The 24,347-nt window shown below is 62.4% G+C and carries 19 protein-coding genes; 15 read left to right on the top strand and 4 right to left on the bottom strand.

Features of this window, described 5'->3' with window-relative positions:
- The first annotated feature begins 92 nt into the window (after window positions 1–92).
- From ACVZUB_RS25695 to ACVZUB_RS25680, 4 genes are read left to right on the top strand one after another with little or no spacing between them, the layout of a single operon-like run.
- Window positions 93–1,646: an acetolactate synthase large subunit gene (locus tag ACVZUB_RS25695; protein WP_063316036.1), complete on the top strand. Its 1,554-nt coding sequence runs from the start codon at window positions 93–95 to the stop codon at window positions 1,644–1,646.
- 49 nt (window positions 1,647–1,695) lie between these two features.
- Window positions 1,696–2,373 carry a GAP family protein gene (locus ACVZUB_RS25690; protein WP_030537205.1) on the top strand — a complete coding sequence of 226 codons (678 nt, stop codon included), beginning with the start codon at window positions 1,696–1,698 and terminating at the stop codon, window positions 2,371–2,373.
- Between the two features lie 18 nt (window positions 2,374–2,391).
- Window positions 2,392–4,284 (top strand): SEC-C metal-binding domain-containing protein, encoded by a 1,893-nt coding sequence (locus ACVZUB_RS25685; RefSeq protein ID WP_234551271.1) that lies wholly within the window; start codon window positions 2,392–2,394, stop codon window positions 4,282–4,284.
- 35 nt (window positions 4,285–4,319) lie between these two features.
- Window positions 4,320–6,242 (top strand): SEC-C domain-containing protein, encoded by a 1,923-nt coding sequence (locus ACVZUB_RS25680; RefSeq protein WP_234551272.1) that lies wholly within the window; start codon window positions 4,320–4,322, stop codon window positions 6,240–6,242.
- A gap of 36 nt (window positions 6,243–6,278) precedes the next feature.
- Here ACVZUB_RS25680 and ACVZUB_RS25675 read toward each other — a convergent pair whose 3' ends face one another.
- Window positions 6,279–7,709 (bottom strand): coniferyl aldehyde dehydrogenase, encoded by a 1,431-nt coding sequence (locus tag ACVZUB_RS25675; protein WP_007729546.1) that lies wholly within the window; start codon window positions 7,707–7,709, stop codon window positions 6,279–6,281.
- 109 nt (window positions 7,710–7,818) lie between these two features.
- On the opposite strand from ACVZUB_RS25675, the gene ACVZUB_RS25670 reads away from it, so the two are divergent.
- The 5 genes from ACVZUB_RS25670 (at window position 7,819) to ACVZUB_RS25650 (ending at window position 13,521) form a co-directional block, all read left to right on the top strand.
- The gene (locus ACVZUB_RS25670; RefSeq protein ID WP_003939812.1) at window positions 7,819–8,616 is read left to right on the top strand and encodes an enoyl-CoA hydratase; all 798 of its coding nucleotides are present in this window, start codon (window positions 7,819–7,821) and stop codon (window positions 8,614–8,616) included.
- A gap of 45 nt (window positions 8,617–8,661) precedes the next feature.
- The gene (locus tag ACVZUB_RS25665; protein WP_063315749.1) at window positions 8,662–10,182 is read left to right on the top strand and encodes an acyl-CoA synthetase; all 1,521 of its coding nucleotides are present in this window, start codon (window positions 8,662–8,664) and stop codon (window positions 10,180–10,182) included.
- 120 nt (window positions 10,183–10,302) lie between these two features.
- Window positions 10,303–11,469, top strand: coding sequence for an acyl-CoA dehydrogenase family protein (locus ACVZUB_RS25660; RefSeq protein ID WP_007729538.1), 1,167 nt, complete (start codon window positions 10,303–10,305; stop codon window positions 11,467–11,469).
- A 42-nt stretch (window positions 11,470–11,511) separates the two neighbouring features.
- On the top strand, window positions 11,512–12,252 hold the full coding sequence (fabG, locus tag ACVZUB_RS25655; RefSeq protein ID WP_003940214.1) for a 3-oxoacyl-ACP reductase FabG: 741 nt from the start codon (window positions 11,512–11,514) through the stop codon (window positions 12,250–12,252).
- Window positions 12,253–12,324: 72 nt separating this feature from the next.
- The gene (locus ACVZUB_RS25650; RefSeq protein ID WP_063315750.1) at window positions 12,325–13,521 is read left to right on the top strand and encodes a CaiB/BaiF CoA transferase family protein; all 1,197 of its coding nucleotides are present in this window, start codon (window positions 12,325–12,327) and stop codon (window positions 13,519–13,521) included.
- A 5-nt stretch (window positions 13,522–13,526) separates the two neighbouring features.
- Here the strand turns inward: ACVZUB_RS25650 and ACVZUB_RS25645 are convergent, their stop codons facing one another.
- Window positions 13,527–14,747 (bottom strand): acetyl-CoA C-acetyltransferase, encoded by a 1,221-nt coding sequence (locus ACVZUB_RS25645; RefSeq protein ID WP_007729531.1) that lies wholly within the window; start codon window positions 14,745–14,747, stop codon window positions 13,527–13,529.
- A gap of 310 nt (window positions 14,748–15,057) precedes the next feature.
- Here ACVZUB_RS25645 and ACVZUB_RS25640 point away from each other — a divergent pair, with 310 nt between their 5' ends.
- Window positions 15,058–16,248, top strand: a complete 1,191-nt coding sequence (locus ACVZUB_RS25640) for an acyl-CoA dehydrogenase family protein (protein ID WP_007729528.1) — start codon at window positions 15,058–15,060, stop codon at window positions 16,246–16,248.
- 64 nt (window positions 16,249–16,312) lie between these two features.
- Here ACVZUB_RS25640 and ACVZUB_RS25635 read toward each other — a convergent pair whose 3' ends face one another.
- Entirely contained in the window at window positions 16,313–17,953 is a 1,641-nt protein-coding gene (locus ACVZUB_RS25635) for a chitobiase/beta-hexosaminidase C-terminal domain-containing protein (protein ID WP_482627876.1), read from the bottom strand.
- A 212-nt stretch (window positions 17,954–18,165) separates the two neighbouring features.
- Between ACVZUB_RS25635 and ACVZUB_RS25630 the strand changes: the two genes are divergently transcribed.
- Window positions 18,166–19,056, top strand: coding sequence for a LysR family transcriptional regulator (locus ACVZUB_RS25630; protein ID WP_030537198.1), 891 nt, complete (start codon window positions 18,166–18,168; stop codon window positions 19,054–19,056).
- Here ACVZUB_RS25630 and ACVZUB_RS25625 read toward each other — a convergent pair.
- Entirely contained in the window at window positions 18,990–19,934 is a 945-nt protein-coding gene (locus ACVZUB_RS25625; RefSeq protein ID WP_482627875.1) for a LysR family transcriptional regulator, read from the bottom strand. The genes ACVZUB_RS25630 and ACVZUB_RS25625 overlap by 67 nt on opposite strands.
- Before the next feature lie 187 nt (window positions 19,935–20,121).
- On the opposite strand from ACVZUB_RS25625, the gene ACVZUB_RS25620 reads away from it, so the two are divergent.
- The 4 genes from ACVZUB_RS25620 to ACVZUB_RS25605 are packed head-to-tail and all read left to right on the top strand — an operon-like array spanning window position 20,122 to window position 24,332.
- The gene (locus ACVZUB_RS25620; RefSeq protein WP_285182123.1) at window positions 20,122–21,681 is read left to right on the top strand and encodes a long-chain-fatty-acid--CoA ligase; all 1,560 of its coding nucleotides are present in this window, start codon (window positions 20,122–20,124) and stop codon (window positions 21,679–21,681) included.
- On the top strand, window positions 21,678–22,724 hold the full coding sequence (locus ACVZUB_RS25615; RefSeq protein WP_116057842.1) for an MBL fold metallo-hydrolase: 1,047 nt from the start codon (window positions 21,678–21,680) through the stop codon (window positions 22,722–22,724). The genes ACVZUB_RS25620 and ACVZUB_RS25615 overlap by 4 nt, the downstream gene beginning before the upstream one ends.
- A gap of 37 nt (window positions 22,725–22,761) precedes the next feature.
- Window positions 22,762–23,523, top strand: a complete 762-nt coding sequence (locus ACVZUB_RS25610) for a crotonase/enoyl-CoA hydratase family protein (protein ID WP_065351440.1) — start codon at window positions 22,762–22,764, stop codon at window positions 23,521–23,523.
- On the top strand, window positions 23,520–24,332 hold the full coding sequence (locus ACVZUB_RS25605) for an enoyl-CoA hydratase/isomerase family protein (protein ID WP_064688122.1): 813 nt from the start codon (window positions 23,520–23,522) through the stop codon (window positions 24,330–24,332). The genes ACVZUB_RS25610 and ACVZUB_RS25605 overlap by 4 nt, the downstream gene beginning before the upstream one ends.
- Window positions 24,333–24,347 lie beyond the last annotated feature (15 nt).

Raw genomic sequence — 24,347 nt, 5'->3', positions numbered from 1 at the left:
GTTCGGATCGAGGAGCACGCACCGGGAGTTCGGTTGCTCACGATGAAGCGCAGGAAGCATTCGCAGCTTTTCATGAAGAAGAGGTGATCGAAATGAACGGTGCACAGTCGCTTATCCAAAGCCTGGTCGACTCGGGCGTCGAGGTGTGCTTCGGCAATCCAGGAACGTCCGAGATGCATTTTGTCGCCGCACTCGATTCCGTTCCGCAGATGCGTGCGGTACTCGGCTTGTTCGAGGGCGCCGTGACCGGTGCCGCGGACGGCTACGCACGGATCGCCGGAAAGCCCGCCGCGACGCTGCTCCATCTGGGCCCCGGTATGGCGAACGGACTGGCGAACCTTCACAACGCGCGCCGCGCCCACACCCCCATCGTGAACATCGTCGGGGACCACGCGACCTACCACCACGGTTTCGACGCTCCTCTCGAATCGAACATCGATGCGCTGACCGAATGGTTGGAGGGGTGGAGTCGACGTTCCGAATCCACCGCGACCGTCGGTAGCGACGCGGCCGACGCCGTTGCCGCCTCGATGAATCCGCCCGGGCACATTGCCACACTTGTCCTCCCTGCCGACGTCTCGTGGGGCGAAGGTGGAGTTCTTGCGGGTCCTCGGGACATACCGCCGCGGGCGGAAGTTTCTGCAAAACAGATCGACTCGGTGGTGGGCGCGCTCAATGCCGAGGGTCGCGCCACGCTACTGCTGGGCGGCGCAGCCTGTTCCGAAGCTGGGCTGCGCGCCGCTTCCCGAATTGCGGTCGCGACCGGTGCACAGATTCTGATCGAGACTTTTCCAGCCAGGCTTCAACGCGGTGCGGGGCTACCGTCATTCGAGCGCTTGGGATACTTCGCCGAGCACGCCACCGAACAACTTCGCGGAACAACTCAGCTGGTTCTGGCCGGAGCGGTTTCGCCGGTCTCGTTCTTTGCGTATCCCGGAAAACCGAGCGATCTGGCACCGGAGGGTGCTGCGGTGACAACGCTGGCAAGCGTCGGCGACGATGTTGCCGGTGCACTGGAGGCAGTGGCCGAACTCGTGGCACCGGGAGTCGAACCTGTTTTGCAGGAAGCGAATCGGCCGGCGCTGCCGAGCGGGCCTCTGGACGTTCGAAATTGGGCCGACGTGATCGGCGCCCTGCTGCCAGGCGACGCCATCATCTCCGACGAGGCGGCGACTTCCGGTTGGGCGATCCCGATTGCCCTTGCCGGAGCGCCGCGCCACGACGTGCTCACGCTCACCGGAGGTGCCATCGGCCAGGGCATCCCGGTGGCGACGGGCGCCGCTGTGGCAGCGCCGGAGCGACCGGTGATCAATCTCGAAGCCGACGGAAGCGCGATGTACACCATCACGGCGTTGTGGACGCAGGCGCGAGAGATGTTGAACGTCACGACGATTCTGCTCAACAATCGCGCATACGCCATCCTGCGTGGCGAACTGCAACGAGTCGGCGCAGAAGGTGGCGGCGTCGTCGCACAGTCGATGTTGGATCTGTCATCTCCGAACATGGACTACGTCAAGATCTCCGAGGGGTTGGGAGTGCCCGCGTCGCGGGCGAACACAGCGGAGGAGTTGGCCGAACAGTTTGCCGCAGCGCTGGCGGAACCCGGCCCGCATCTCATCGAGGTCATGCTGCCTCCGACGTCGTGATTTCGACCTCGAATCGATCGTCGATCGTGCATTCAACTGGAGGTTTTCGGTGCTAGCTGCGATCGGTTTGTCTCTTCCGATTGCCCTCGGCCTGCTTTTCGTCTCGATGCCCATGGCGGTGATCGTGCTCGTCATGATCACCGCTGGAGCACATCGAGGGGCGGCATCTTTTCTACTCGGGTGGGTCCTCGGAATCTCGGCAGTCGTCGCGGTGACCATCGTGATCGCGGACTATTCGTTTGCGGAGTCGGAGTCGTCGCAGACTTCGGTGTGGTCGAGCGTCGTACGAATCGTGTTGGGTCTTGTCCTGTTCGGCTTGGCATACAAGCAGTGGCGCGCGCGTCCGCGAAACGGGAGTGAGCCGACAGTTCCGAAGTGGATGAAGAGCGTCGACGGGTTGACTCCGCGGAAGGCGTTCGGATTGGCGTTCTTGTCCGCGGCGGTCAATCCCAAGAATGCAGCGCTGGCGGTATCCGGTGCGGCCACTATCGCGGTCGCCACGAATGTCGTTGCCCAACAGATTGTTGCCGCGGTGATCTTCACGGTCATCGCGAGCGTCGGCATCGCGTCGCCGATCCTGGTGAAGGTGTTCTCCGGCAAGCGTGCCGACGAGATCCTCGCGTCCGCGAAGGCATGGATGACCGCCAACAACGCGGTGATGATGACGGTCATCCTGACGATCCTCGGTGCGACCGTGCTGGGCGAGGGGCTCAGTGGGCTGCAATAGGTCGCCTACCATTGGCGGGTGACTGATTTCGACGACGACGCTGCCGGTTCCATTGCCTCCGCTGCTTTGGCTGTTCTGCGCGAGCAAGGCCCGCTGAGTCTCGAAGAGTGGGCGACCCATCTCGAGGAGTACGGAACTGCGACCGAGTTGGCCGATGTACTCGAGTACCTGTCCGAACCGATGCTCGGGTACCTGCCCAACGGAAAGTACGTCGCTCTCGACACGGTCCTCGAAGGGCTCGTGTTCACTCACCGGCTCAGCGAAGTCGAAATTGCGTCGGACATCCTTGACGCGAGCCCCGACCTGGAACCGATCTTGGCATTCGGCGACGACGACGGGGCGATCCGGGTGGCCCTGGCGGAAGAAGCAGCCTCCGAACGCGGAGCTGCTCCCTTCCGGAGTCGACGAGTTGTGGTACTTCCGGCCGGAACCCTCGGCGAGTGCGCCGACGGTGATCTCGTCGGCTTGGCTGTCGAAGACGGAACACTTGCGTTTCGTCTGGTCGAGATCGAGGACGAACCCGATCTTGCTCCGGCGCTCGGCGAACTCTTCGAGGAGGACGGAGTCGAGGCCCTGGATTCTGTGTGCTGGCAACTCCTGATCGAGGATCCGTCACTCTTCACGGTTCCTGTTGCGCCGCTGGGTGAGATCTTCGAGGTGGCAGGTTACGAGCACGAGCGTGAGCTACTGGCTCGGCGGGGATTCGACTTCGACGCCTACGACCTGCAGATTCGGACAGCCTTGGCGGCCAGTACCTACGACCTGACCCACGACGAGGCAGTCTCTGCCGTTGCGTTTGTCGATCTGGCGGACCGCGGATACACCGACGCGGTCATCGCCGACTTCGATATCGCGGACTGGGCCCACCGTCATGTGAGCGCTGCTCCGGACTCTTTTGTCTCACTGGCAGATCCGGGTGCTGCAGTGGCCGTGTTCGATCTCGGATTTCGGAATCAGGACCCGGTGACCGACGCAATCCTCGAAGCGCTTGCCTCCGAACTGGCCGAGCGAGGGCCACGGTCGGTGCGGGCGGCGGCTCATTGGCTCGCCGGTAAGGCCGTCGATCGGCTGGGACGCGTCCTCGAAGCGGAAGCGCACTACGAGAAAGCGGTCCTTGCCGAATCCGGTTGGGGTCCGGCTTTGTTCGAGCTGGCTCAGTTCGCGTCGGACCGGGGCGACGCGACCCGGGCGCTGTCACTGCTCGGGCGGATCGACGGCGGAACCGAAGAGAATCTCTACGCCGTACTGCAGGACTTCGTCCCAGCCGATCACCCGGAACTCGGACGAAACGACAAGTGTTGGTGCGGTTCCGGCCGCAAGTACAAGGTCTGCCACCTCGGAAAGACCGATGAATCCGTCAAGGCGGACGGTCGGTGGCTGTACAAGAAGGCATGCCTGTTTGCGTTCGCCTCCGAATTCGTCGACATCGTGACCGGGCTCGACGATCTCGAAAACGAAAGTCTCTCCGAGGACGAACTGATCGCGGCCACGATCTTCGACGGCTCGGCACTGGACGTCGCTCTGTTCGAGGGTGGAATCTTTGCCGAATTCTTGGCCAGACGCAGCGAACTACTTCCGGAGGCGGAAGTTGTGACAGCCGCACAGTGGCTCGGAATCCGGAGGTCGGTGTACGAGGTGATCGAAACGTCCGACACCGGCGTCGTGCTGCTCGATCGTGGGTCCAAGGAGACCGTCACGGTTGCTCACTCGGTCGAAGGCAAGCCAGGTGATGTGATCAGTGCTCGGGTCCTGACGGCCCCCACTGGCGCGTTTGCGGTGGGTGTTGTGGTCATGGCAACGGAATCGCAGGCTGCGAGGGTGCTCGAGGTTCTCGCTTCCGAAGATCTCGAGGCCGAAGAACTGGTGCGCGAGTTGCGTGGAGGCGCCGATCACTCGACCGATGACCGGTGACGATGTATCGAGTCGACCCCGTTAAAGTTGGATAGGTGAACGAACCGATGGATGCCAATGACTTGATCGCCGAAGCCGCGATGGAGTTGTTGCGTGAGCACGGCCCGCAGACAGCGGCGGACTGGGGCACTCTGTTGGCTGACGCCGGCCACGGCACAGCCGAGGACATGACCGAATTCGTCGAGTACGTCGAGGACCCGTTGCTCGGATACTTGAGTGAGGAACGGTACGCCGCCCTCGACACGTTGTTCGAGCATCGAGTGCTGACCCATCGGCTCACCGAAGCCGAAATAAAGTCCGGCGTTCTCGACGCGAACCCCGATCTGATGATGCTGCGGGTGTTCCTCGATCGTGACGACGACGAGATTCATGGCATCAGCGTCGTGCACCGCGGGATAGACGACGACCTGTTGGCTGATCGTGGGATCGAAGATCCGGAGTTCCCACACGACGAAGGCTTTCTACTCGACACCGACACCCTTGCCGAGTGCTCGGCAGGTGACTTGATCGGATTGTTCGTCGCTGACCGTGAGCTGACGCTCTGCACCATCCCCGAGGTACTGGATCCCGCACCCGGATTCGGCGAGCACCTGGCGACGGTCCTTGCCGACATCGGTGCTGACACCCTCGATGCCATTGTCTGGCAGTTGATGCTCGACGAGCCGTCGCTGTTCCGTCAGCCGACCGCCCCGCTGGGCGAGATGCTCGAGGCGTCAGGTTACGTCCGCGACGGTGACTACGTTGCGGTCGACGGATTCGATTTCGAGGCATACCACCTGGCGAACCGGGCTCGCATGCTCGAGGTCCGCGAGAATCTGCACCCCGAAGAAGCCGCGTCGGTGATCGCCTTCGTCGATGTGGTCATGACCGCGAAAGCCGAAGGCGTCGACGATGTCTCGGACTGGGCGCGCAAGCAGATCAAGGAGGATCCGCAGGCCTTCGCCGGCCTCGCCGAGCCGCCCGCGGCTGCGGCAGCGTTGGAGCTGTTGTCCGAACTCGACGATCATGATTCCGTATTGCATTCTGTTGCAACTGCTCTCGCCGAAAAAGGGTCGCGTCGTGTCAAGCCGGCAGCGCACTGGCTGGCGGGCAAGGCTTCGGATCGTCTCGGCAAGATCCTGGCCGCTGAGGCGTCGTACGAATCAGCGCACGATCTCGATCCCGACTGGACTCCCGCGATCTTCGATCTGGCGCTACTGGCCGCCGATCGAAGCGATGTGACGCGCGCGCTGGCTTTGCTGGGCCGAATCGAGGGTGGCGAGTCCGAGGTTCTGCACGAGGTTCTTCAGCGCTACGCCCCGGCCGAGCACCCCGAACTCGGACGAAATGACAAGTGCTGGTGCGGTTCCGGTCGAAAGTTCAAGGTTTGCCATCTCGGTAAGTCCGAGGTGACGTTCGACGACCGGGCCAGCTGGCTCTACGTCAAGGCTCAGTTGTTCTCGCGCACGCCGGAGTACTTCGACGCCGTGTTCGATCTTGCGCTCATCCGTGCCGAGCAGTTCAACAGCGAAGAAGCACTGACGCTGGCCGTCGAAGGTGGTTTGGCCGTCGACGCTGCCTTGTTCGATGCGGGTATTTTCGCAGCTTTTGTCGAGCGCCGCGGAGAACTGCTGCCTGCCGACGAACGCGAACTGGCCGATCAGTGGTTGTCGATTCCGCGCTCGGTGTACAAGGTCGCCTCGACGGAGCCGGGACAGTTGGTGACCCTCAGCGACGTCCGCAACGGGCATCTGGTGAAGGTCACGGACGAGTGGGGCTCGCTGAACCTCGAGCCAGGCACACTCGTGTGTGCTCGTGTTCTTCCGGCCGGGTCCACGATGCGCACGTTCGGTGGCATCGAACCGCTTGCGGTAGAAGACAAGAAGGAGTTGATCCAACTGATCGAGTCGGTGGATACCGAACCGGGTCAGCTGGTGGAGTTCCTCAGCCGCGGCCTTGCCGGTGCGCCTTTCCGGTAGCGCGAACTACCAAAAAGGCGCACGGGGCCGGAGGCCCTAGGGCGTTACCTGAGCCAACATCATCTGCTCGAAACCCTCACCGTACGGCGGGAGCATTCCCCATTCACCGCGTGGGTCATGCTGCGCTGCTTCGAATACCGTTCGGGCGTGACTGAACTCGAGGAAACCCTCGCGGCCGTGGTAGTGCCCGATACCCGAAGCCCCGACGCCGCCGAAGGGTGCGTCGCTCAGCCCGGGGTGAGACATCGCGTCGTTGATGGTGACGCCGCCCGAGACGGTGCGTTCGAGTACGGATTCCTTCTCGTCCAGATCGGTTCCGAAGTAGTACAGCGCCAACGGTTTCGGTCGTGAATTGATGTCGGCGACGACGTTGTCGAGTTGGTCGTACGGCAAGACGACGACGGCCGGCCCGAAGATCTCCTCCTTCATGATCTGCGCGTCGGTCGGAGGGTCGACCACGATTCGCAGTGGGCGACGACGAGTGTCTGCGGAGAGTTCTTCGTCGGGAACGGTGATGATTCGTGCCCCACGTTCTTCGGCGTCCGCGATGTACCCCTCGATGCGTGCGAGGTGACGATCGCTGACTATCGAGACCATGTCTTTGTTGTCGGCAATCGTGGGAAACAGTCCCGTGAACTGGTCGGTGAACGCGTCGATGAATGCTTCCGTGTTCTCGCGCGGAACGTAGATCAGATCGGGAGAGACACAGAGTTGACCGGCGTTGGTGGACTTCGCGATAGCCAAACGCGAAGCAGCAGAGCTGATATCGGCACTGCGGCTCAAGACGCTCGGTGACTTGCCGCCGAGTTCGAGGGTGACCGGCACCAGGTTCTTCGCAGCATTGGCCATGACCAGCTTTCCGACGGTCGTGCTGCCGGTGAAGACGAGGTGGTCGAAAGGCAGCGACGTCAGCAGATCAGCGACTTCCGGGCCGCCGGTCACCACCGCGACCTCCACGGGGTCGAGAGTTCGACGCGCCGCCTCGGCCAGGACGGCCGCAGTATTGGGCACGATCTCCGACGGTTTGAGAACGGCGCGATTTCCTGCTCCGAGGGCGCAGGCGAGCGGGCTCAGGAGAGTGAACAGGGGAGCATTCCAGGTTCCGATGATGCCGATCGAACCCTTCGGCTGGTACGACACGTACGCCGTGGCACCCAACTGGTCCTGCATCGCGCCGGTAGCTCTCGGTGAGCGAATCATCCACTCTTCGAGCGAATCACGAACGTGCTTGAGTGAAACCATCGACCCGAGAACGTCATTCATCACCGAGTAGGCCGGGATTCGGCCGCCGAAGTCTTCGTTGATCGCCTCGGTCAGATCCTTGTGGTTTGCCACCAGGAGATCGACGACGCGTTGAATGCGCTCGCGTCGTGTCTGCGCTGACGGAAGACCAGCCGCTCGAGTTGCTTCCTGCTGAGCGCGCAGAATCTCTTCGAGATCAGTGGTGACGGCGGCATCGGTGCTCATGGGCACTCCTCGTAGTGGCGAAGTATTGACCGGACCGTATCGACGCGGTGCGAGTGGATGTCCTTTTCGTCTCGTTGACCGGGACGGATTCGATTGGTAGAGAGAACACATGTCGCAGACACAGGTAGAAGACACTGCAGTGAAGATTTCCGTCGAGGAATCGGTGGGACTCGGTTTCCTGACGCTCGATCGGCCGGCGCGGCGCAATCCGCTCTCGGCGGAGACCATGCGTGAGGTGACGGCTGCCCTTGTCGAATTGTCTGTAGACGAGCGCGTGCGGGTCGTGATCGTGCGCGCCGAAGGCCCGGTGTTCTCCGCCGGACACGATCTGACGGAGATGATCGGGAGAACCCTCGAGGACGAGCGGGCGATCTTCGACGGCTGTACCGAGATGATGGAGACCGTACAGCGGATTCCGCAGCCGGTGATTGCCGCAGTACAGGGCCCGGCTATCGCGGCGGGCTGCCAACTGGCCGCGTCGTGTGATCTGGTTGTTGCTGCGTCGAATGCTGTCTTCGGCACGCCGGGCGTCAAGATCGGACTGTTCTGCTCGACGCCCATGGTGGCGCTGAGCAGGGCAGTAGGGCGCAAGCGCTCGATGCAGATGTTGCTCACCGGGCAGACGATCGACGCCGACACCGCTGCGGACTGGGGTCTGGTGAACTTCGTCGTCGCGCCCGAAGACCTGGACCGAGAGGTGCGCGAACTGGCCGCCAAGATCACGACGGCCAGCCCCTTGACGGTGAAGATCGGTAAGCAGGCGTTCTATCGCCAGATCGATCTGCCACAAGCGCAGGCGTACGAGGCGATGGCGGAAACTATGGCAACCAACGCCGTGACCTGCGACGCTCAGGAAGGTATGCAGGCCTTTGTAGACAAGCGAAAGCCCGAATGGCGCAATAAGTAACGATCGCTCTTCCGGTTTAGTTGGACGTCCTATAACCTGAGGCGCATGAGCCTGGATCCACGCACCAACACTGTCGACGGAGTGCTTCGGCGCTCGGCAGCCAAGTACCCCGACCGTGTAGCCGTCGTCTTCGAAGATCGCACTCGCACCTACCGCGAACTCGACGACGCGGTGACGCGGGTCGCCGCCTACTTGCTCGGTCTGGGGCTCGAACACGGCGACCGCGTCGCGGCATACGGAACCAACTCCGACGCCTATGCAATCGGATTTCTTGCCTGTGCACGAGCAGGTTTGGTGCATGTTCCCGTCAATTACGCACTGAAGGGGGAGGAACTCCGGTACCTCGTGGCGCAGTCAGGCGCCCGCGCGGTGTTGGTGGATCCGGCATTGGCGCCGACACTCGACTCGGTACGCTCCGACCTCGATCTCGATCACGTGATCGCACTGCGGGACGCGGAACTGTCCGTCGTCACGATCGGTGAGGCAGGCGAGGTGCCGGTCTTCGAACCGCGTGCGACGTCGACCGATCTGGCGCAACTCCTGTACACCTCGGGCACCACCTCGAAGCCCAAGGGCGCCATGATGTCTCACGGTGCACTGGTTCACGAGTATGTGTCCTCGGTGATCGCGCTCGGCCTCGACAAGAACGACAACCCGCTGATCTGCATGCCGATGTACCACTCCGCGGGCATGCACGTCTTCATGCTGCCCTACCTGTCCGTCGGCGCGACGGTCAGTCTGATGCAGGCGCCGGACATCCCGGAAATCCTGCGCCGTGTCGAAGCCGAAAAGATCGGATCGCTGTTCCTGGCGCCGACCGTGTGGGTGCCGCTGGCCAACCATCCGGACCTCGAGACCCGCGATCTGTCGTCGCTGAAGAAGGCGCAGTATGGCGCCTCGATCATGCCGGTCACCGTGCTCAATCGTCTGCGCGAGCGCTACCCGGACATCGGTTTCTACAACTGCTTCGGCCAGTCCGAAATCGGCCCACTGGCAACAGTTCTCCAGCCCAGCGAGCATGCTGATCGCCCGTCTTCCTGTGGTCGCGCGGTGTTCTTCGTCGAAACCCGCGTCGTCGACGCCGACGGAAACGATGTCGCCGACGGTGAGGCCGGCGAGGTTCTCTACCGCTCACCGCAGCTGTGCAACGGCTACTGGGAGAATCCGGAAGCCACCGCCGAGGCCTTCCGTGACGGCTGGTTCCATTCGGGCGATCTGGTCGTGCGGGACGAAGAAGGGTTCATCACGGTCGTCGACCGGATCAAGGACGTCATCAACACCGGCGGCATCCTGGTGGCGTCACGCGAGGTCGAAGATGCGGTCTACACGCACCCCGCCGTGGCAGAAGTTGCCGTGATCGGTACGCCCGACGAGAAGTGGATCGAGGCCGTCACCGCGATCGTCGTGCTAAAGGACGGCAACGACGAGTTGACGCCCGAGGCGTTGATTGCCCACGTCAAGGAGCGAATCGCTCCGTTCAAGGTGCCCAAGCATGTCCGTTTCGTGGCCGAGCTTCCGCGCAACCAGAGCGGCAAGCTACTGAAGCGGGAACTGCGCACCGTCTGAAGCTTGCTATAGGTTCTGCCTTACCTTCGGTTCGTTTTCAGGTCTTTGACTCCGATTGCCTCACGGTATTGACTTCGGGGGACGGCATGGACTTCGGAAACAGCAAGGTGAGTGGTGGGAATGCAGGTCGACGCAGATGACTTCGCAGATATCTTGGCGACTGCGCGGGAGTTCATCCGTAAGGAAGTAGTTCCGCGTGAGCAGGAGATAGCCGACACCGACGCCATTCCTGAGGACATACGCAAGAAGGCCGCAGCTATCGGGCTCTTCGGTTACGCGATCCCTCAGGAATGGGGTGGGCTCGGACTCGACCTCACCCAAGACGTCGAACTGGCAATGGAATTCGGCTACACGTCTCTGGCGCTGCGTTCGATGTTCGGTACCAACAACGGAATTGCCGGACAGGTGCTGGTCGGCTTCGGTACCGACGAGCAGAAGGCTCAGTGGCTCGAGCGCATCGCCTCCGGTGATGTCGTGGCTTCCTTTGCTCTCACCGAACCGGGCGCGGGCTCCAACCCGGCCGGCCTTCGGACCAAGGCAGTGCTGGATGGATCCGACTGGGTGATCGACGGCAACAAGCGGTTCATCACCAATGCTCCACTGGCGCAGCTGTTCGTGGTGTTCGCGCGCACTCGCCCGGCGGATTCCGATGGTCCGGGAATTGCAGTGTTCCTGGTTCCGGCTGACACGCCAGGTGTCACGGTCGGTCCCAAGGACAAGAAGATGGGTCAAGAAGGTGCTTGGACCTCCGAGGTCACCTTCGACAACGTCCGGGTTCCCGAGTCGGCCCTCGTCGGTGGCGACCAGGACACCGGATACCGCGCAGCGATGACGTCTCTCGCGCGCGGACGAGTCCATATCGCGGCGCTCTCGGTGGGAGCAGCACAGCGAGCGCTCGACGAATCTGTCGCGTTCTCCGTGGTCACGGAACAGGGCGGCACCGCGATCGGCGACTTCCAGCTGGTTCAAGCGATGTTGGCAGACCAGCAAGCCGGTGTGATGGCAGGGCGCGCGATGGTGCGCGAGGTGGCCGCGCGGTACGTCAGCGGTGAGGATCGCCGTCTCGGGCCTTCGGCGGCAAAGCTTTTCTGCACCGAGATGGTGGGCAAGGTCGCAGATCTCGCCGTGCAGATCCACGGGGGCAACGGGTACATGCGCGGTGTGCCGGTCGAACGCATCTACCGTGAAGTTCGCCTGTTGCGCCTGTACGAGGGAACCAGCGAGATCCAGCGTCTGATTCTCGGTGGTGGGCTCGTGGCGCAAGCGAAAAAGCAAAACCAACGCTGACACATTTTCCAGACGAGCTTTAACCTCACGAACGGAGTGGACATGGGATTGTTGGACGGCAAGGTTGCGGTAGTGACCGGAGGAGCACAGGGCATCGGGCTCGAAATTGCGCGCACCTTCATCAAGGAAGGCGCGACCGTCGTTCTCGGCGACATCAACGAAACCGTGGGAACGGCTGCGGTCGCCGAACTCGGTGGAGAGTCGGTCGCCCGTTTCGCTTCCTGCGACGTGCGTGACTCCGGACAGGTCGAGGCCATGCTCGATCTGGCCGAAAGCGCTTTCGGTCCAGTCGATGTCATGGTCAACAACGCCGGCATGACGCGCGACGCCACGATGCGGAAGATGACCGAGCAGGACTTCGACGACGTGATCGCCGTTCACCTCAAGGGCGCCTGGAACGGAACACGCGCTGCCGCCGCCCGCATGCGCGAGCGTGAGACGGGCGCGATCGTGAACATCTCGTCGATCTCCGGCAAGGTGGGCATGCTCGGGCAGACCAACTACTCGGCCGCGAAGGCCGGGATCGTCGGTCTGACGAAGGCCGCGGCAAAAGAGGTCGCGTTCAAGAACGTTCGCGTCAACGCCGTTCAGCCCGGACTGGTCCGCACGGCGATGACCGAGGCGATGCCCGAACGGATCTGGAACGAGAAGCTTGCCGAGATTCCGATGGGGCGCGCAGCCGAGCCTTCGGAAGTTGCTTCGGTTGTGCTGTTCCTCGCGAGCGACCTCTCGAGCTACATGACCGGCACGGTTCTCGAGATCACCGGCGGCCGCCACATCTGATCCGTCCTGTTCGAGTGCAAGAATTCAGAGTGTGAGAATTCTGGGTGTAAAACTTCTGGGGTGACTACTGACATGGGACAGCCGAACTCGGATCTTCCGCTCGACGGAATCACCGTAGTTGCACTCGAACAGGCGGTGGCGGCACCGCTCGCCACCAGACATCTCGCGGACATGGGTGCGCGGGTGATCAAGATAGAACGCGTCGGCGAGGGTGACTTCGCGCGTCACTACGACCAGGCGGTTCACGGTCAGGCATCACACTTCGTGTGGCTCAACCGTTCCAAGGAATCGATCGCCGTCGACGTGAAGTCGGACCCCGGCCGGCAGATCCTTCTCGATCTGGTCGCGCGAGCCGATGTGTTCCTGCAGAACCTGGCTCCCGACGCAGCCGCGAGACTGGGGTTCGGCGCGGAGGAACTGCGCGATAAATACCCACGGCTCATCGTGATCGACATGTCCGGCTACGGCAGTGCCGGCCCGCGGCGCGAGCGTAAGGCCTACGACATGTTGGTCCAAGCCGAGACCGGAATGATCTCCGTGACAGGCACACCGGAGACGGCCACCAAGACCGGCATCCCGGTCTCCGACATCGCGGCAGGAATGTACGCGCTGACTTCGATTCTGAGCGCCCTGTTCCGTAGAGAGCGAACGGGCAAGGGAGCGCTCGTCGAGGTCTCGATGTTCGATTCCACCGTCGAGTGGCTGGGCCATCCGATGTACATGAAAATGTATGCGGACAAGCAGATTCCACGTGTCGGTCTCGGCCATGCCGCGATTGTTCCCTACGATTCGTATCCCACGGCCGACGGCGAAATCCTGATCGGCGTCCAGAACGATCGTGGATGGCGAGCGCTGATGGTGGACGTGTTCGAGCGAGAGGATCTGGTCGATCATCCGCGTTACCGCACCAACATCGTGCGCGTCGAAAACCGTGGCGAGGTGGACGAATTGGTGGGCTCTCTGACGCGTCTGTACTCGACGACAGATCTGGATCAGCGTCTGGCCGCCGCTGGTGTTCCGGCCGCGGCACTCAACGACATGGCCGGTCTGCTGGAACATCCGCAGCTGGAGAAGCGTGCCAGGTGGCGGTCCGTGGGCACCGAGAACGGTCCGATCGATGCCGTGCTGCCTCCGATGACGTATTCGGATGTCGAAATGAGCATGGGTGACGTTCCGGCACTCGGCCAGCAGACGGATTCTCTGCTGGCCGAGTTGGGACTTACGGGCGACCGGATCGCGGAACTTCGCCGCGACGGATCGATCGGTTAACGCTTCTAGCGTCGCAGGTTCTCGAACACCGCGGCAATCCCTTGTCCGCCACCGATACACATGGTCTCGATCCCGTACCGTGCCTGGCGCCGGTCGAGTTCGCGCAGCAGATTGGCGAGGATCCGCCCACCGGTAGCGCCGACAGGATGTCCGAGCGAGATTCCGGAACCGTTGACGTTGAAGCGTTCCTCGATGTCCTGCGCGCTCAATCCCCAGGCTTTGGCGCACGCGAGAACCTGGGCGGCGAAGGCCTCGTTGACTTCGATGAGGTCGATGTCGTCCAGCGACAGATCGACACGGGAGAGAGCCTTCGCCACGGCAGGCACCGGTCCGATGCCCATCCGGTTCGGCTCCACACCGGCCACACCCCAGCTGACCAGTTTCGCGAACGGCCGCAGGCCCAGCCGTTCGGCGTTGGCCGCAGTGGTGACGATGGCCGCGGCTCCGGCGTCGTTCTGGCCGCAGGCGTTTCCGGCGGTGACTGTTGCTTCAGGGTCGACGCGACCTCGAATGGGGCGCAGTGCAGCAAGATCGGACAGTTGTATCCCTCGGCGCGGATGCTCGTCTTGGGTGACGACTGTCTGCTCACCACGGCGTCCGGGCACCGAAACGGGAATGGTCTCGTCGTCGAAGTACCCACTGTCTTGGGCGTGAACGGCCCGTTCGTGCGATCGCACCGCGTATCGGTCCTGCTCGTCGCGGGTGATCGAGTACTCCCGGCGCAAGTTCTCAGCGGTCTCGATCATGCCGCCTTCCACCGGAAAGTTGACTCCGCCGGAGTTCGTGCGCGGTTTGGCCAATCGGTCGTGGAACTCGACGGAAGGGCGCTTTGTGCCCCAACGCATGTCGGTGGAGTAGAACTCGGTTCCGCTCATGCTCTCGGCGCCGCCGGCGATGACCAGATCACTCATCCCAGTCTGTACCTGCATCGCGGCGTAGATGATCGCCTGCAATCCCGAACCGCAACGGCGATCGAGTTGTATTCCGGGAACGGACACGTCGAGACCGGCGTCGAGTGCCGCGATTCGTCCGATGGCCGCGGCCTCTCCGTTGGCGTACCCCTGACCGAAGATGACGTCGTCGACATCGGTGGACGCAATGCCGGTTCGTTCGACGAGGCCACGCACAACAGTGCCGGCGAGAGTGGTGACGGGAACGTCCTTGAAGACTCCGCCGAATCCGCCCACCGGGGTGCGAACGGGTTCACAGATGACTGCGTCGTGCATGGAATGCGCCTGTCTCGAGGAGAGGTGGGGAATGCGTCGCGTGAACGGGCCGATCGAAGGGCCCGTCGCGACCTGGCCACTCGAATATCCAGCACGCGTGGCGCGGTTGTCAACAGCAGGAACGACCTGTTCGGACATAGTTTCCGCCATACGGTTCGTATGCGAAATCGACTTTGACACATATACCCTTCGGGGATTGAATGGATACAGCGTCTCTGCCGCACACACGTCGCGGCGGGATGAAAGTTCCTGGAGTCGAATCAATTTCGTCGACCGGGAGGGCACGAAGTACCGACTGACAGGTGGAACAGTGACTCGTTTGGCGCAGACGGCGGGATTGACCGAAACTCAGACCGATATCGTCGGGGCGGTACGCGAGTTCGTCGATCGTGTGGTCATCCCCGCGGCGCAGGAACTCGAACACTCGGATACGTACCCGACCGACATCGTCAAGCAGATGAAGGACATGGGTCTGTTCGGACTGACCATCGACCCCGAGTACGGGGGTATCGGCGAATCATTGCTCACCTACGCGCTGTGCGTCGAAGAATTGGCCCGTGGATGGATGAGCGTGTCCGGTGTCATCAACACGCATTTCATCGTGGCTCACATGATTTCGGCGCACGGGACGCCGGAACAGAAGGCGAAGTACCTGCCGCGTTTGGCGTCCGGGGAACTCACCGGTGCATTTTCCATGTCGGAGCCTGCCCTCGGTTCCGATGTTGCTGCCATATCGACCAAGGCGAAGCGGACGGACTCCGGCGATTACGTGATCACCGGCCAGAAGATGTGGCTGACCAACGGGGGTTCCTCGACCTTGGTGGCAGTCCTGGTCAAGACGGACGAGGGCGCGGAGAAGCCGCACAACAATCTGACGACGATATTGATCGAGAAACCCGCAGGTTTCGGCGAGGTACTCCCGGGCCTGACCATTCCGGGCAAGCTCGAGAAGATGGGGTACAAGGGAATCGACACCACGGAGATGATCTTCGACGGTTTCGAGATCGGAGCCGAGGAGGTTCTCGGTGGCACCCCTGGCTCGGGATTTCGGCACATGATGGACGGCGTCGAGGTCGGCCGGGTCAACGTCGCCGCGCGTGCCTGCGGAATTGCCCAGCGCGCTTTCGAACTGGCTGTCACCTACGCCAAGCAACGCGAGACTTTCGGCAAGCCGATCGCCGAGCATCAGGCCATCGCGTTCCGGATCGCCGAGATGGGCACCAAAGTCGAAGCGGCACATCTGATGATGGTCAACGCTGCCAGGCTCAAGGACTCGGGTGAGCGCAACGATGTCGCCGCGGGTATGGCGAAGTATCTGGCGAGTGAATTCTGCTCGGAGGTCACCCAGGACAGCTTCCGTATCCACGGCGGATACGGCTATTCCAAGGAATACGAGATCGAGCGGTTGATGCGTGAGGCGCCGTTCCTTCTGATCGGTGAAGGCACCAGCGACATCCAGAAGCAGATCATCAGCAAGGGCCTGCTTCGCACGTACAACTGAGCCGAGAAGCGGCACCGCGAATATGCGCGGTGCCGCTTTGTCGTGTCGGGTCAGCGGGAGGACGTCAGCGGGTGAAGGCCAGGGTTGTCACCGGTGACCGGTTGCCGTATGCGTCAACGGCTTCGACGCGGGCTTCGTACGCGGTGCCCGCTGCGGCATCGGGAATCGGAATGTCGAGGCTGTTCGGCCGCGGCATGAAGTAGAAGTCCGAGAGCACCTTCGACGAGACCACCTTCGCTCCGGTGGCTGTGTCCGTGACCTCGACGGCGTAGTGGTGCACCATCTGATCGTCCTTGGCCTGCGCGATCCTCAGTGCGGTCGCACCGTTTTCGCCGGTCGTCACCGAGAGCGGAGTGCTCGAGGTGAACTCCGGCGCGTGCGTGTTCCGTGCGCCCGAGGTGTAGCGGAAGTTGTCCTTGATCTGCTGGTTGGTCGACCCGTCGAGTTCGACTGTCCACCCCGAACCGCTCAGCGTGCCCGCGCTCGAGTACGGAGGCTGCCAGTTGGCTGACCACGCGCCACCGGCGTAGATGTCGTGCTTGTCTGCCGCCATGTTGATTCGGTTGATTTCCGTGCGGTTCTGGTAGACCTCGACGAAGAGCGCTTGGGCAGTGGGTGATTCGAAACGGTTCGCGAGACCGGACTCGGTCACCATCTGGTAGCCGTGATCGATTTCGATGTACGACATCGAGCCGTCGTTGACCGACGTGAAGTCACGCTGATGGATCGACCGGTCGTCGTTGTTGTTCAGATGTGAGTGCCCGGAGAAGAAGATTGCCTGAGGGAAGGCACTCAGGTCTTCGGTCAATCGAGGGTTCGACGCCTGCTGCCCGTCCATGGCTGTGTTGCTTGCCGGCCGGTGTCCCTGGACCAGGATCGGCTTGGTCAGGTTCCCGGACTCCGCGGTGATTTCGGTCAGGCGGGACTTCAGCCAATTGCGTTGCGCTGAATCATTGTTGTAGGTTTCGGTGTTGACCGTGAAGAGATGGACACCATTGACGTCGGATTCGTAGTATCCGCCACCGGAATCCGGGAACCACTCCGCCGGATATCCGGCTCTGATCGCCGCGAGACTTGCATCGTGATTGCCGTTGGAGATCAGGAGTTGTGTGTCGTTCATGCCCTTTCGGGCGAGGTTTGCCTGGAAGATTTCTGCGACGATCTTGTGGTCGGGCCCCTTGCCGTCTCCGTTGTCGTTGATCATGTCCCCGTTGGAGAGGATGGCGTCGGGTTTCGGGTAGATGGAACCGATTGTGTCGAAGAAGCTTTCGTACTTCTTGTCGTTGTTCGCGTGATCGCCGACGTGGACGTCGGACATCACGACGACCTGAGCCAGCGGCTTTTCCGAGGTCTTGATCAGGTAGCCGAACGAGACGGCCGCGCTCGCGTGATCGCCGCGGAAAGCTGCGACAGTGACGTTGGTGTCCTGTGCGATGTGCAGCGGACGTCCCGGCGTGGCAGCTTGGCTGTCGGTGGTGGGTGTCGTTCCGTCCACGGTGTAGCGGACGGTGGCGCCGCGCTCGGCGGTGAAGGTCAGGTCGACGGGGTGCTCGTACCGTCCGCCGGGGACGCTGACGCCGGGCGCTGCGGGCGGCGTGTTGTTCTCGCCCGAAGAGCTGCCCCATTCGAAGGACGAACTGCCCCAGCCGGGTTCGGCGTGGGATTCGGCGGGGGCGATGCCGGGAACGGCGAGAGCCGCGGTCACGGCTGCTATCGCGATGGTCGTACGTCTTACGAGGATTCCTTGTCTTCGACGCGGTGGTTCAGACCTATCCGTAATTGGTCTGGACCAATTACGGTAGGTGGCGCCGGGTAGAAGAAGGTGTGTCCTGAATGTCCGATTGATGAAGCGTGTGTGAACACCCTGCAGTGCTTGGTACCGGTATACCTGTCTGCGTTTATGGCAAAGTCGATGGAGTGGACCTACGTCAGATCGAGTACTTCCTTGCCGTTGCCGGTGGTGAGTCCTTGTCGACGGCTGCGCAGAATCTGTCGGTCACCAAGCCGTCGCTGTCGCAGGGTATTCGTGGCCTCGAGCGCGAACTCGGAGTCGAACTGTTTCACCGTGTCGGTCGCGGTTTGGTGCTGACGGCAGCAGGTCGGGCGTTGGTAGGGCCGGCGAGGCAGATGACTCGCAGCAGCGCGGCCGCGTTCGACGTCGCGATCGGTACGGCCGACGAGCCTCGTGGCCGGCTCGACATCTGCTCCGCGGCACATGGTCTCGAAGGTCCGATCGCACGCATCGTGGCAGACTTTCGTGAGCGGTGGCCTGCTGTGACCGTTCGGGTCGGTGAGTTGCCGCAGGGTGCAACGTCTGAGCAGGTGTTGGCAGACGGCGCGTGCGAGGTGGTCTTCAGCTATTGGCCACCCGACATGTCGGCGCTGTCCACGAAAGTGTTGGGGGTGAACGAGTACTGGCTGGCAGTGCCGTCGGGGGTTCATCCCGACGTCTGGCCGAATGGTGTGAAACCCGCTGCGGGAGAGCCGGTGTCATTGACGGCATTGCCCGATCTCCCCGTGGTGGGTGTGCTCAAACACTCGCGGGCTCGGCTTGCCATCGAGTCGTCTCTGCAGGCCGCCGGGGCCCGGACTCGGATGTCGACGGAGTTGGCGCAGCGGGAGACCGTCGGCGCGTTCGTCTTTGCTGGTTTGGGCATGGCATTCATGGAGCGTTCGTTGGCCGAGAGATCGGTCGCGTCCGGCGCGGAGATATTTCCGGTGGAGCCGGCGATCTCACTGAATTACGGCGTCGAGTTCGATCCGGAGACGCTCTCGCCGTTGGGCAGGCTGTTCGTGGAGGGCTTGTGACGTGGGGAGATGTTCTCGATGTACGCAGACCCGGCCGGTGAGAGCGGGCCGTCGCGGTAGACCAAGATCGTCTGCCGGGTGATCGGTGGGAAAAGCGAGCGAACCTCAGATGCCGGTGAGTCTTGTTCGGCGATCGATCTGGGCAGCAGCGCGGCGCCTACACCTTGCCCGACCATTTCCCGGACAGCAAGGCGATCTGGCACTTCCACGACGACGTCGGTGAGTTCCAGATCGTCGTCGATCGAGTGCCCGCGCCGAACTGCGGATGCCTCGACCACCATTGGCAGGCGCGCGACCACGGTGCGCGGAACCGGATCGGGGAGGTCTGTGGCCAGGCGAATGGGGATCGACAAGACCGTTTCCTGGGTGCTCACGGCAATTTCTCGAAGCCCGTCGGAGACTTCGGTACCCGGGTGGGTCTCGAGAAACCCGAGTTCACACGTACCTGCTCTGACGAGCGCGCGCACGTCCTGTGCGTTGGCGGAGGCGTTCGTGGAGAACCGAATTCCGGGTGCCGTCAGATGGAGGCGTCCGGCGACCTCTGCAACAGGGTCGATGGCGAGATCGGACTGAACTGCTATGGCGAGTTCCTCGGCGCGCAAAGCGGTTACCGCAGCCACCGCGGCCTCGGCCCGAGCAACGTCGGCGAGCAACGTACGGGCAGAATCGGCAACTGCCAGTCCGACCGTGGTGGGAGCCAGACCGCGAGTGGTGCGCTCGAAGAGTGTGGCTCCGAGAGCTCGTTCGAGGTTGCGCACGGCCTGCGAGAGGGACGGTTGCGAGATACGCAGGACGTCCGCGGCGGCAGTGACGCTGCCGTGATCGACGACCGCGACGAGATACTGCGCGCTGCGTATGTCCATGCCGGGTGCCTGCATCTGACGAATTCTCCCAGATGACGGAGCCTTGGCGGCGGTGACTTGCTGCGACCTGCGGACATAGGTCTGAGCTATGGCTCTGTGCGCCTTCTCGTCTTTGTGGCGCAGGCCATAGCGATGGTCGACTGTTCCAGTACCACCGACCGCGGTTCGTGCTCGGTGAGTACCTGGAACACAGGAGCGTGATGTGAGCGAGCTTCACCTACCCAACCGGATACGCCACTCGGCGTCGACACGGCCGTCCGATCCGGCAATCACGTGCGGCGACCGAACGCTGACTTGGGCTGAGCTGGATGGCGAGACCAGCACCTTGGCGAGTGCGCTGGCAGAAGTGACCACAACGGGTGCTCGTGTCGGTGCGCTACTGCGGATGGGGCTCGAAGGTGCGGAAACCTTCATCGCATGTGCGAAGGCAGGCGCTGTGTTCATCCCGTTGAACTGGCGGCTCAACCCACTCGAACTCGTCGACATCGCCGAGGACGCGGAGCTCGACGTCTTGATCGTCGATGACGAGTTCGCCGCGGGGGCGGCGGCGATGTCCGCAGCGTTGCCGGACATCGAGGTCATAACCGTGGGAGCTGCAGGGGGCCTGCCGGATTCGCGAACCTGGGCGGAGTTCGTGGCATCAGGGACCGGTGTCGACCCCGGACACGGGCACGATCCGGACGCAGCAGTTCTGCAGCTGTACACGTCCGGGACAACCGGCCGGCCCAAGGGCGTCGTGGCCACTCACCGGAATCTGTACAACGAGCCCGAGGGGTTCGATGTCTACGAATTCGGTTCGAATACAGTCGCACTCGATGCACTTCCCCTCTTTCACATCGCCGGTGCCGGCTGGATGAGTACATGCTTGTCGGCCGGAGTGCCTTTGGTGCTGCTCGGAGACATGGCGCCTGCTCGGGTCGCTGATGCCATCGCGACCCACCGCGTCACCCACGCATTTCTGGTGCCTGCAGTCATTCAGACGCTGGTAGATCTGCCGACTCTCGACAGTTTCGATCTGACCAGCCTGGAGGTGGTCGCCTATGGGGCGTCACCGATCACTCCGGCGCTCCTCGCCCACGCGATGACTGTCTTGAACTGCAAATTCGTTCAGCGATACGGGATGACCGAGACGACGGGTTCGGTATCCGTCCTTCGTGCTTACGACCATCATGTGAGCGGGCCGCGTTCGGAGTTGCTTCGCTCTGCGGGCAAGCCGATGATCGGCGTCGAGATCTCGATTCGAGACGTCACCACTGGTGAGGAATTGCCGCCCAATAATTCCGGTGAGATCGTCGCGCGCAGTAGAAACAACACTCGCGGATACTGGCGACGTGACCGTGAGACCGCCGAATTGTTCACCCACGACGGTTTCCTCCGAACGGGGGACGCCGGCCATCTGGACGACGAGGGGTATCTGTTCGTCACCGATCGACTCAAGGACATGATCATCACCGGCGGAGAGAACGTCTATCCGATCGAGGTGGAATCCATTCTGGCCGAGCACCCCTCGGTCGCCGAGGTTGCGGTGGTCGGGGTTCCCGACAAGCGCTGGGGTGAATCCGTGACCGCAGTGGTCAAACTGGTCGACGGTGCCGACGTGCCGAGCGTCGACGAGTTGATCGCTTTCAGCACAGCGAAGTTGGCGTCGTACAAGAAACCTCGCCAGATCCATTTCGTGGACTCCCTACCTCGCAACGCGAGCGGAAAACTGCTCAAGTCGAGCCTGCGGACCATGCTGAACGCGAGCGGAGAAGCATCATGATCGTGACCGAAGACGTCGGTGTCGCACAACGTGAGGCATGGGCGAACAAAGTCCTTCCACCGGTCGAACAGGTGCGGGACGGATTGTGGTCGATCCCTGTTCCTATGCCGGACAACCCTTTGCGCTACGTACTCGTCTACGCACTCGCGCTCGACGACGGACTTGCCCTCATCGACGTCGGTTGGGATCACGAACAGTCCTGGCAGGCTCTCGTCGACGGCATAGCATCGATCGGATACCACGTTTCCGAAGTGCGCTATGCGGCAATCACGCACCTGCATCCCGATCACTTCGGCCTGGCGCCGCGTCTTCGGCAGGTCAGCGGCGCGACACTTGCGATGCACGTGGCCGACGCGACGCTCCTCGGGTACCACGGGCCCGAACAGACCCGCGACGACATCAGTGGCTGGAACCTGCAGTTGTCCGAACTCGGCGCACCGGCCGAAGTGCTCGACGCGTCTCGGGTCGACCTGGTGCGGTTCGCCGAGTACGAAACCATCGACATCGTTCTGGGAGAAGGGGATTCACTCGACCTACCCGGTTGGAATCTCCGCGCCCAATGGACACCGGGGCACACTCCCGGACATCTCTGTTTCGTGGAAGAGGACAGAGGCTTGTTGTTCAGCGGCGATCACATGCTGCCGAGGATCAGCCCGAACATCTCCACGATTCCCGGTGAACTCGAGAACCCACTTCATCGTTATCTTCTCTCGCTCGAGGCGACGACAACACTGGGCGAGTGCGAAGTGCTTCCGGCACATGAATATCGATTCCGTGGGATCGCCGATCGTGCACGTCAATTGATGGGGCACCACGAGGAGCGATTGGCGGAGATCGTGGCTGCGGTGCAGGATGAGCCTGAATCCACGGCCTGGGAACTCTCACGCACGATCTCCTGGTCTCGCCCGTTCGAACAGATGTCGCCGCGACTACTTCGCTTGGCAGTCCGCGAAACCCATGCTCATCTTGTTGTTTTGGCGAAGCGGGAGATCGTGACACCGTCCGGCGGCACACCCGTGCGCTGGAGCATTCGCGCGCAGTGACCTTTCAAGAATCTCATCACGGAAGTAGGAACCGAACATGAGCGTCGTGCTCACCGACTTCGCCGACGGCGTTGCCGTCATCACCCTCAATCGTCCCGAGGCCAAGAACGCGGTCAATCTCGAACTTGCCGAAGCCTTGGCTGCGGCCATCGACGAGTTCGAGGAACGGGCCGATCTCACCATCGGCATTCTGACCGGATCTGGTGGAACCTTCTGCGCCGGTATGGATCTGAAGGGATTTGCGCGCGGAGAGCGGCCATCGCTACCGGGTCGTGGTTTTGCCGGTCTGACCGAGGCACCGCCGTCGAAGCCGCTGATCGCAGCCGTCGAAGGTTGGGCACTCGCCGGCGGTTGCGAACTGGCCTTGGCGGCCGACTTGATCGTGGCGTCCACGGACGCGAAATTCGGCCTGCCCGAAGTGAAGCGGGGACTTGCCGCGGCCGCCGGCGGACTCCTACGTCTGCCGAAAATTCTTCCGTATCAGTTGGCCATGGAAATCGCGATCACGGGGGATCCACTCAGTGCCACCGTGGCGCATCATCACGGCTTGGTCAATCGGCTCGCCGAACCGGGACACGCGCTGACCGTCGCACGCGAGCTTGCGGCCCGAGTAGCGGCTAACGGTCCACTGGCTGTTCGCGCGACCAAGCAGGTACTGGCAATGTCCGCCAAGTACACCGATCCGGATGCCTTTGTCGCGCAACGCGAATTCATCGATCCGGTCTTCACCTCTCGTGATGCCAAGGAGGGCGCCACGGCATTTGCCGAGAAGCGCTCTCCCGTGTGGAGTGGTTCATGAGTGCCGAGACGATCGAGCGTGCGGCCGTAAGCATCGAACGAGACGGTGCTGTCGCGACGATTGTTCTCTGTCGGCCGCACCGCCGCAACGCTCTCGATCTCGACGCCTGGATCGCTCTACGTGAAGCAGTCCTCGAACTTCAAGAGGACGCGCAGATTCGCTCGGTGATCCTGACCGGCGCGGATGGGACCTTCTGCGCGGGCTCCGATCTGGACAAGCGTGGCTCGTCGCACCCGCTCGATCGCATGCGTGTCATCAACGCAACGGCAATCGCACTGAGTGAGTTTCCCAAACCTCTGGTGGCGAAGGTCGACGGGTTTGCCGTCGGAGCCGGATGGAACATGGCGTTGCTCTGCGACTTCGTCGTGGCGGCCAAGGGTGCGAAGTTCAGCCAGATCTTTGCCAAACGGGGGTTGTCTGTCGACTTCGGTGGTTCGTGGATCCTGCCGAGACTGGTCGGCCTCCAACAAGCCAAGCGACTGGTGATGCTTTCCGAGACGATCGACGCACAGGAAGCCTACGAGCTCGGGTTGGTGACTTATCTGGTCGAACCGGCCGAGCTGGACGAACACACGTCAACACTGGCGCAGCGGCTCGCCGCCGGCCCGCCGGCCGCACTGAGTCAGTCTGCCGCCATGCTCGAACGTCACACCTCCCTCTCGTTGCGGGAGGCCTTGGACAACGAGGCGAGGGCGCAAGCGGTCAATTTTGCGACGGATGCCACCGACGCGGTTCGTGCCTTCGTGGAAAAGCGGGAGCCGATCTTCACCGGAGAGTGGGCCGTACCAGGGGCAACTCGGGTGGAGTGAGCGACGGATCGCTGG

Source organism: Rhodococcus sp. OS5 (assembly GCF_056837585.1).
Note: the sequence above shows the minus strand (reverse complement) of the source record. Positions and strands in the feature narration are given on the sequence as shown.